The sequence below is a fragment of the Kitasatospora sp. NPDC034023 genome (assembly GCF_055575795.1).
The window spans coordinates 1-7,705 of the sequence record NZ_JBVIRY010000085.1 but is presented as its reverse complement, the minus strand read 5'-3'; the positions used below and the strand labels follow the sequence as shown (position 1 = coordinate 7,705).

The window sequence follows — 7,705 nt, the reverse complement described above, 5'->3', positions numbered from 1 at the left end:
ACTCCAACAGCTCCACCGCCATCGCGGCCCACTGCGAACCCTGACCCGGGAAGACGAACGCCACCCGGCCCGCCGAACCGCTCACGCCCCGGACCGCCCCCGGCAGGTCCGCCGCCAGCGCCTCCAGCCCCGCCACGGCACTGGCACGGTCACCCGCCACCACCACCGCCCGGTGCTCGAACACCGCCCGCGACGCCACCAGCGAGTGCCCCAGGTCGGACAGGCCGAGGCTGGGCTGCTCGTTCAGGAGGGCCACCATCTTTGCGGCCTGGCCCTGGAGGGCCTTCTCGTTCCTTGCCGACAGCACGATCGGCACGGCCGGGGTCTCGTCGCCGGCGGTCGGGTGCTCGACCGTGGCCGGTGCGTACTCGAGGATGGTGTGGGCGTTGGTCCCGCTGATACCGAAGGACGACACCGCCGCGCGACGCGGGCGCCCGGTCTCCGGCCAGGCCCGTCGCTCGGTGAGCAGCTCCACCGCACCCGCCGACCAGTCGACCTTCGCCGACGGCTCACTCACGTGCAGCGTCTGCGGCAGCACACCGTGCCGCATCGCCATCACCATCTTGATGATCCCGCCCACACCGGCTGCGGCCTGCGTGTGACCGATGTTCGACTTCAACGAACCCAGCCACAGCGGCTGTTCGGCCGAACGCTCACGGCCGTACGTGTTCAGCAGCGCCTGCGCCTCGATCGGGTCGCCCAGGGTCGTCCCCGTCCCGTGCGCCTCCACCGCATCGATCTGATCCGATGCCAGACCCGCATTCGCCAACGCCTGCCGGATCACCCGCTGCTGCGACGGACCGTTCGGCGCGGTCAGGCCGTTCGACGCACCGTCCTGGTTCACGGCACTGCCGCGCACGACCGCGAGCACCGGGTGCCCGTTGCGGCGGGCGTCGGAGAGCCGCTCGACGAGGAGCATGCCGACGCCCTCGCCCCAACCGGTGCCGTCCGCCTCCGCCGAGAACGCCTTGCACCGGCCGTCGGCCGACAGGCCGCGCTGGCGGCTGAAGTCGACGAAGGTCTCGGGCGTCGCCATCACGGTGACACCGCCCGCGAGCGCCATCGTGCACTCGCCCTGGCGCAGCGCCTGGATCGCCCAGTGCAGCGCGACCAGCGAGGACGAGCAGGCGGTGTCGACGGTGACCGCCGGACCCTCCAGGCCGAAGGTGTAGGCGACCCGGCCCGAGGCGATGCTGCCCGAGACACCGGTGCCGAGGTAACCCTCGACGCCCTCGGGGAGTTCGCCGATCCCGGTCGCGTAGTCGTGGTACATCACGCCGGCGAACACGCCGGTCCGGCTGCCGCGCAGCGTCGCCGGGTCGATCCCCGCACGCTCCACGGCCTCCCACGAGGTCTCCAGCAGCAGCCGCTGCTGCGGGTCCATCGCCAACGCCTCGCGCGGCGAGATCCCGAAGAACTCCGGGTCGAACAGCCCCGCGTCGTGCAGGAAGCCGCCCTCGCGGGCGTAGGTGGTGCCCTGGTGGTCGGGGTCGGGGTGGTAGAGACCGTCGAGGTCCCAGCCGCGGCCGGTCGGGAAGCCGGAGATCGCGTCACCGGCCCCGAGCACCAGGCTCCACAGATCCTCGGGGGACTCCACCCCGCCGGGGTAGCGGCAGGCCATGCCGACGATCGCGATCGGCTCGTCGTTCGCGGCCGAGGACGCCCGGGCGGCGCCGGCGCCGGTCACGGTGGCGTGCTCGTCCGCGTCGTCGCCGAGGAGTTCGGCGAGCAGGAAGGAGGCGAGGGCGCCCGGCGTCGGGTAGTCGAAGACGAGGGTGGCGGGCAGGCGCAGGCCGGTCGCGCCGTTGAGCTCGTTGCGCAGCTCGACGGCGGTCAGCGAGTCGAAGCCCAGCTCCTTGAACGCCCGTGCGGACTCCACCGCACCCCCGTCGGCGTAGCCGAGCACGGCGGCGACGCGGGAGCGGACCAGGCCGAGGAGAGTCTCCTCCCGGTCGGCGGCGGCCGGCTGGGCCAGCAGTCGGGCGACCAACTCGGAGCCGCCGGCCGTCGCCCCGGCGCGGGCGACCCGCCGGGTCGGGACCCGGATCAGGCCCCGCAGGAGGGCGGGCAGGGTACCGGCGGCGGCCTGGGCGTGCAGGGCAGTCAGGTCCAGGTGCATCGGGACGAGGGCGGCGCTGCCGATGGCGGTGGCCGCGTCGAGCAGCCCGAGGCCCTCGGCGGAGCCGAGGCCGTGAATGCCGCCGCGGCTCATGCGCTGGACGTCCACCGCGTCGAGGCTGCCGACCATGCCGCTGCTGTCGGCCCACGGACCCCAGGCGAGGGAGGTGGCGGGCAGTCCGGCGGCCCGGCGCTGGGCGGCGAGGGCGTCCAGGAAGACGTTCGCGGCCGCGTAGTTGCCCTGGCCGGGGCTGCTGAGCGTGCCGGCGGCGGAGGAGAACAGCACGAAGGCGGTGAGCGGGTGATCGGCCGTCAGCTCGTGAAGGTGGAGGGCCGCGTCGACCTTCGGACGCAGCACGGTGTCGATCCGCTCGGGAGTGAGCGAGGTGACGATGCCGTCGTCCAGGACACCGGCCGTGTGGACCACACCGGAGAGCTCGTGGTCGGCGAGCAGCGCGGCCAGCGCCTCCCGGTCGGCCACGTCGCACGCCGCGACCGTCACCGTTGCGCCAGCCTCCGTCAGCTCGTCCCGCAGCTCGACCGCACCCGGCGCGTCCGCACCACGACGCGACACCAGCAGCAGACTCCGCACCCCGTGCCCGACCACCAGATGACGGGCCACCAGCCCGCCCAGCAGACCCGACGCACCCGTCACCAGGACCGTGCCCGACGACCCGAACACCGACACCGCCTCCGGCGACACCGCCGCCCGGGCCAGACGCGGCACCCGCACCTCGCCACCGCGCACGACCAGCTCCGGCTCGCCGGCCGCCAGAGCGGCGGAGAGCGCCTCGCGGGAGAAGTCGCCGCCGTCGAGGTCCAGCAGGACCAGGCGGCCGGGGTTCTCCGTCTGCGCCGAGCGGACCAGGCCCCACACCGGGGCGTGCACCAGGTCCTCGACCTCGGCACCGACCGCCCCACGGGTCACCAGGACCAGACGCGACGCCGAGAACCGCTCATCAGCCAGCCACTCCCGCACCGTCCCCAAAACCCCGTGCAGCGCGGCGCGCACAGCCGAGGCCACACCGTCAGACGCCTCGACCGACTCCAGCGCCAGGAAAACCGCATCCGGAACCCCCGAACCGCCGTCGACCGCCGCACCCAGCTCCGCCAGGTCCGCGAACCGCTCCGCACCGAACCCGCCCGCACCCAGCACGGCCCACCGACCCGTCGGCGCCTGCGACACCGGCAGCACCGTCCACTCCACCCGGTACAGCGAGTCGACGAAGCCACCGCGCGCACTGCGCACCTGCTCCTCGGACACCTCACGGGAGACCAGGGACTCCACCGCGGCCACCGGCCGGCCGGTCTCGTCCGCCAGCAGCAGCGAGGCCGTGTCCTGCCCGGCCTCGGTGAGACGCAGGCGCAGGGCGGTCGCACCGGCGGCATAGAGGGTGACCCCGTTCCAGGAGAACGGGATACGGGCCCGGCGGGGGCCGTCCGCGGTCGAGCCGTCGGCGATGTCCAGGCCGAGGGCGTGCAGCGCGGCATCGAGCAGCGCCGGGTGCAGTCCGTACTGCTCGGCGTCCTCGTGGGCACTCTCCGGAAGCCGGATCTCGGCGTACGTGTCTCCGTCGTGCCGCCAGGCGGCGCGCAAGCCCTGGAACACCGGTCCGTACCCGAACCCGGCCGCGGCCAGCCGCTCGTACAGGTCGTCGACCGGAACCGGCACCGCACCGCTCGGCGGCCACTCGACCAGCTCGAACGACGGGACGGCGGCCGTGCTGTCGGGTGCGAGCACACCGGTGGCGTGCCGCGTCCACGGCTCGCCCTCCACGGCCTCCTCCGGGCGCGAGTGGACGCTGAGCGTCCGCCGGCCCGCCTCGTCCACGCCCGCGAGCGCCAACCGCAGCTGGACGCCGCCCTGCTCGGGCAGCACCAGCGGCGCCTCCAGCGTCAGCTCCTCCAGCAGCCCGCAGCCGACCTGGTCACCGGCGCGGATCGCCAGCTCGACGAACGCCGTGCCGGGCAGCAGCACCGCGCCCATCACCGCGTGATCGGCCAGCCACGGGTGCGACTGCACCGACAGCCGGCCCGTGAACACCACACCGTCCGAATCCGGCAACTCCACACTCGCACCGAGCAGCGGGTGCCCCGCCGCACCGAGCCCGATCGACGCGACATCGCCGACGGCCAGGACGGGTGTCCGCGGCCAGTACCGCTGCCGCTGGAAGGGGTAGGTGGGCAGGTCGACCCGGCGGGCGCCGGTACCGGCGAACACGGCCGGCCAGTCGACCGCGAGGCCGCGGACGTGGGCCTGGGCCAGGGCTGCCGTGAGCGTGCGGGCCTCCGGGCGGCCGGCGCGGAGCACCGGGACGAACACGGCCTCGGCCACGGACTCCTGGCCCATCGCGGACAGCACACCGTCCGGGCCCAACTCGACGAACGTCCGGACACCATCCGCCTCCAGGGCGGTGACCGCGTCGGCGAAACGGACGGCCTCACGGACGTGGCGCACCCAGTACTCGGCGTCGGTCAGCTCGGCGGAGACAGGAGCGCCGGTGAGGGTGGAGACGATCGGAATCCGCGGGGACTCATAGCTGACCTGCTCGGCGACGGCACGGAAGTCCGCGAGCATGCCGTCCATCAGCGGCGAGTGGAACGCATGACTGACCGTCAGCCGCTTGGACTTGCGACCCTCCAACTGCGCGACCACGGCCAGCACCGCATCCTCGGCACCCGAGATCACCACGGAGGTCGGGCCGTTGACCGCGGCGATGCCCACCCCGCCAGTGAGCAGCGGCAGGACCTCGGCCTCGCTCGCCTGCACCGCGACCATCGCACCGCCGCGCGGCAGCGCCTGCATCAACCGGCCACGAGCCGCCACCAGCCGGGCCGCGTCCGCCAGCGAGAACACACCCGCGACGTGGGCGGCAGCCAGCTCACCGATCGAATGCCCGGCCAGCACGTCCGGGGTCAGACCCCACGACTCCACCAGCCGGAAGAGCGCCACCTCCAGCGCGAACAGCGCCGGCTGAGCCCAACCCGTCTCGTGGATCAGCTCCGGGTCGGCGATCGCCTCACGCAGCGGACGGTCCAGGAACTGGTCCAGGTGCGCACACACCGCATCGAACGCATCCGCGAACACCGGGAACGCGCCGTACAGCTCCTCCCCCATCCCGACGCGCTGACTGCCCTGACCGGTGAACAGGAACGCCGTCCGCCCCTCCACCACCGAGGCCTGACCACCGGACACCGCGGCCAGCCCGGCCAGCAACTCCGCACGATCGCAGGCCACGAACCCCGCCCGGAACTCGAACGCCGCCCGGCCCGTCGCCAGCGAGAACCCCAGATCCGCCACACTCGGCGCACCACCGCCCTCGACCACCGCCACCAACCCCGCCGCCTGCGCCACAAGCGCCTCCGGACTCCGCGCCGAAAGCACCACCGGCACCACCGGCGACACCGGCGACACAACCGCGGCCGAGGGCACCTCGTCCGCCGGCGGAGCCTGCTCCAGCACGGCATGCGCATTGGTGCCGCTGAAGCCGAACGAGGAGATGCCCGCACGGCGCGGCTCACCGGTCTCCGGCCAGTCGACGTTCTCGGTCGCCAGCGCGACGGCGCCGGCCGTCCAGTCGACGTGCGGGGACGGCTCATCCACATGCAGGGTCCGCGGCAGGACGCCGTGCTGCATCGCCAGCACCATCTTGATCACACCGGCAACACCGGCCGCAGCCTGGGTGTGCCCGATGTTCGACTTCACCGACCCCAGCAGCAGCGCACGGCCGTCCCGACGCTCCTGACCGTACGTCGCGAGCAGGGCCTGCGCCTCGATCGGGTCACCAAGGCGGGTGCCCGTGCCGTGCGCCTCCACCGCGTCGATCTGGTCCGCCGTCAGCCCGGCACCGGCCAGAGCCTGACGGATCACCCGCTGCTGCGACGGACCGTTCGGCGCCGTCAGCCCGTTCGACGCACCATCCTGGTTCACCGCAGAGCCACGGACCACCGCAAGCACCGGATGCCCGTTGCGCCGGGCATCCGACAGCCGCTCGACCAGCAGCATGCCGGCGCCCTCACCCCACGCCGTGCCGTCGGCGGCCGCGGAGAACGCCTTGCACCGGCCGTCGGCGGCGAGACCGCGCTGACGGCTGAAGTCGAGGAAGGTGTCGGGGGTGGCCATCACGGTGACGCCGCCGGCGAGGGCGAGCGTGCACTCACCGTTGCGCAGCGCCTGGACGGCGAGGTGCAGGGCGACCAGCGAGGAGGAGCAGGCGGTGTCGACGGTGACCGCCGGGCCCTCCAGGCCGAAGGTGTAGGAGAGGCGGCCGGAGACGACGCTCGCGGCCGTGCCGACGCCGAGGTGGCCCTCGAGTTCCTCGGGCGAGCTCATCAGCAGGGCGAGGTAGTCCTGGCCGTTGGTACCGGCGAAGACGCCGGTACGGCTGCCGCGCACGGTGGCCGGGTCGATGCCCGCACGCTCGAAGGCCTCCCAGGACGTCTCCAGCAGCAGCCGCTGCTGGGGGTCCATGGCGAGCGCCTCGCGCGGAGAGATGCCGAAGAACGCGGCGTCGAACTCGGCCGCGTCGTGCAGGAAGCCGCCCTCGCGGGTGTAGATCGTGCCGACCCGGTCGGGGTCCGGGTCGTAGAGGGTGTCGGTGTTCCAGCCGCGGTCGGCCGGGAGCCCGGACATTGCGTCGCCGCCGCCGACGAGCAGCTGCCAGAGCTGCTCGGGCGAGGCGACGCCGCCGGGGAAGCGGCAGCTCATACCGATGATCGCGATCGGCTCGTCCTCGGCGGCCGTACGGGCGGTGCCCTCGGCGACGGCGGCGGGCTGGCGGCCCACGAGTTCGGTGCGGAGGTGGTCCGCGAGCGCAGCGGCGGACGGGTAGTCGAAGACGAGGGTGGTGGGCAGGCGCAGCCCGGTGGCGGCGGCCAGGCGGTTGCGGAGTTCGACGGCGGTCAGCGAGTCGAAGCCCAGCTCCTTGAACGCCCGGCCGGCCTCGACCTGGTCCGTGCCGGAGTGGGCGAGCACGGCCGCGACGGTGGTGCGGACGAGGTCGAGCATGACGCGCTGCTGCTCGGCGGCCGGGAGGCCGGCGAGGCGGTCGGCCTGCGAGGAGCTGACGGCTGCAGCGCCGGAGGCTACGGTGGCCGCGGCCGCGACCTGGCGGGCCTCGGGGATCTCGTCGAAGAGCGTGGTGGGTCGGACGGCGGTCAGGCCGGGCAGGAAGCGGTCCCAGGCGATGTCCACGACGGTGAGGGCACCGTCGCCGTGCTCGACGGCCTGCCGGAGGGCGGCCATCGCCAGGCGCGGGGCCATCGGCGGGACGCCGTCGCGGTGCAGGCGCTGCTCGACGGTGCCGTCGGCGGCCATGCCGCCCTGTGCCCACGGGCCCCAGGCGATCGAGGTGGCGGGCAGACCGTCGGCCCGGCGCTGCTCCGCGAGCGCGTCCAGATAGGCATTCGCAGCCGCGTAGTTGCCCTGCCCGGCACTGCCCACCGAACCCGCCATCGACGAGAACAACACGAACGCCGACAGATCACGCCCGGCCGTCAACTCGTGCAGGTTCCGCGCCGCATCCACCTTCGGACGGGCCACCGAAGCAAACCGCTCCCCGGTCAGACCATCCACCACACCGTCATC

At 73.7% G+C, this 7,705-nt stretch carries 1 protein-coding gene; it reads right to left on the bottom strand.

The genetic code is table 11. The features are described 5' to 3' along the window. On the bottom strand, positions 1-7,705 hold a 7,705-nt coding region (locus ACZ52R_RS43105; RefSeq protein ID WP_465755542.1), incomplete at both ends, for an SDR family NAD(P)-dependent oxidoreductase.